1 rRNA gene is annotated in these 2703 nt (G+C 52.2%); it reads left to right on the top strand.

The features are described 5' to 3' along the window. A 23S ribosomal RNA gene (locus tag M9194_RS21490) occupies window positions 1–2703 on the top strand; the annotation flags it as partial.

The raw sequence follows: 2703 nt of genomic DNA, 5'->3' as shown, positions 1-2703 counted from the left end.
GAGTCTACGATTTCCGAATGGGGAAACCCAACTGCATAAGCAGTTACTGTTAACTGAATACATAGGTTAACAGAGCGAACCGGGGGAACTGAAACATCTAAGTACCCCGAGGAAGAGAAATCAACCGAGATCCCGAAAGTAGCGGCGAGCGAAATTGGGTTAGCCCTTAAGCTTTTATTGCGTCAGGTGAAGTGTCTGGAAAGGCACGCGATACAGGGTGATAGCCCCGTAACCGACAGCGCAGCATCAGTGAAATCGAGTAAGGCGGGACACGTGATATCCTGTCTGAACATGGGGGGACCATCCTCCAAGGCTAAATACTCCTGACTGACCGATAGTGAACCAGTACCGTGAGGGAAAGGCGAAAAGAACCCCTGTGAGGGGAGTGAAATAGAACCTGAAACCGTGTACGTACAAGCAGTAGGAGCAGGCTTGTCCTGTGACTGCGTACCTTTTGTATAATGGGTCAGCGACTTATATTCAGTGGCAAGGTTAACCGTTTAGGGGAGCCGTAGGGAAACCGAGTCTTAACTGGGCGCTCAGTCTCTGGATATAGACCCGAAACCAGGTGATCTAGCCATGGGCAGGTTGAAGGTTGAGTAACATCAACTGGAGGACCGAACCGACTAATGTTGAAAAATTAGCGGATGACTTGTGGCTAGGGGTGAAAGGCCAATCAAACCTGGAGATAGCTGGTTCTCCCCGAAAGCTATTTAGGTAGCGCCTCGGACGAATACTACTGGGGGTAGAGCACTGTTAAGGCTAGGGGGTCATCCCGACTTACCAACCCTTTGCAAACTCCGAATACCAGTAAGTACTATCCGGGAGACACACGGCGGGTGCTAACGTCCGTCGTGGAGAGGGAAACAACCCAGACCGCCAGCTAAGGTCCCAAAGTATAGCTAAGTGGGAAACGATGTGGGAAGGCTTAGACAGCTAGGATGTTGGCTTAGAAGCAGCCATCATTTAAAGAAAGCGTAATAGCTCACTAGTCGAGTCGGCCTGCGCGGAAGATGTAACGGGGCTAAGCTATACACCGAAGCTGCGGCAATGCCTTTTAGGTATTGGGTAGGGGAGCGTTCTGTAAGCCGTTGAAGGTGGACTGTAAGGTCTGCTGGAGGTATCAGAAGTGCGAATGCTGACATGAGTAACGATAAAGGGGGTGAAAAACCCCCTCGCCGGAAGACCAAGGGTTCCTGTCCAACGTTAATCGGGGCAGGGTAAGTCGACCCCTAAGGCGAGGCCGAAAGGCGTAGTCGATGGGAAACGGGTTAATATTCCCGTACTTCTTACAATTGCGATGGGGGGACGGAGAAGGCTAGGTGGGCCTGGCGACGGTCGTCCAGGTTCAAGTGCGTAGGCTGGAGAGTTAGGTAAATCCGGCTCTCTTTAAGGCTGAGACACGATGTCGAGCCACCAAGGTGGTGAAGTCATTGATGCCATGCTTCCAGGAAAAGCCTCTAAGCTTCAGATTGTAAGGAATCGTACCCCAAACCGACACAGGTGGTCGGGTAGAGAATACCAAGGCGCTTGAGAGAACTCGGGTGAAGGAACTAGGCAAAATGGTACCGTAACTTCGGGAGAAGGTACGCTCTTGACGGTGAAGTCCCTCGCGGATGGAGCTATTGAGAGTCGCAGATACCAGGTGGCTGCAACTGTTTATTAAAAACACAGCACTGTGCTAAATCGTAAGATGACGTATACGGTGTGACGCCTGCCCGGTGCCGGAAGGTTAATTGATGGGGTTAGACTTCGGTCGAAGCTCTTGATCGAAGCCCCGGTAAACGGCGGCCGTAACTATAACGGTCCTAAGGTAGCGAAATTCCTTGTCGGGTAAGTTCCGACCTGCACGAATGGCGTAATGATGGCCACGCTGTCTCCACCCGAGACTCAGTGAAATTGAAATCGCTGTGAAGATGCAGTGTACCCGCGGCTAGACGGAAAGACCCCGTGAACCTTTACTACAGCTTGGCACTGAACATTGAGCCTACATGTGTAGGATAGGTGGGAGGCTTTGAAGTGTGTACGCCAGTATGCATGGAGCCATCCTTGAAATACCACCCTTGTATGTTTGATGTTCTAACTTGGCCCCATTATCTGGGGTGAGGACAGTGCCTGGTGGGTAGTTTGACTGGGGCGGTCTCCTCCCAAAGAGTAACGGAGGAGCACGAAGGTGGGCTAATCACGGTTGGACATCGTGAGGTTAGTGCAATGGCATAAGCCCGCTTGACTGCGAGAATGACAATTCGAGCAGGTGCGAAAGCAGGTCATAGTGATCCGGTGGTTCTGAATGGAAGGGCCATCGCTCAACGGATAAAAGGTACTCCGGGGATAACAGGCTGATACCGCCCAAGAGTTCATATCGACGGCGGTGTTTGGCACCTCGATGTCGGCTCATCACATCCTGGGGCTGAAGTCGGTCCCAAGGGTATGGCTGTTCGCCATTTAAAGTGGTACGCGAGCTGGGTTTAGAACGTCGTGAGACAGTTCGGTCCCTATCTGCCGTGGGCGTTGGAAGATTGAAGGGGGCTGCTCCTAGTACGAGAGGACCGGAGTGGACGAACCTCTGGTGTTCGGGTTGTGTCGCCAGACGCATTGCCCGGTAGCTAAGTTCGGGATCGATAACCGCTGAAAGCATCTAAGCGGGAAGCGAGCCCTGAGATGAGTCTTCCCTGACACTTTATGTGTCCTTAAGGGTTGTTC

Origin of the sequence: Vibrio sinus (assembly GCF_023634645.1) — a bacterium.
Taxonomy (GTDB): domain Bacteria; phylum Pseudomonadota; class Gammaproteobacteria; order Enterobacterales; family Vibrionaceae; genus Vibrio; species Vibrio sinus.
Note: the sequence above shows the minus strand (reverse complement) of the source record. Positions and strands in the feature narration are given on the sequence as shown.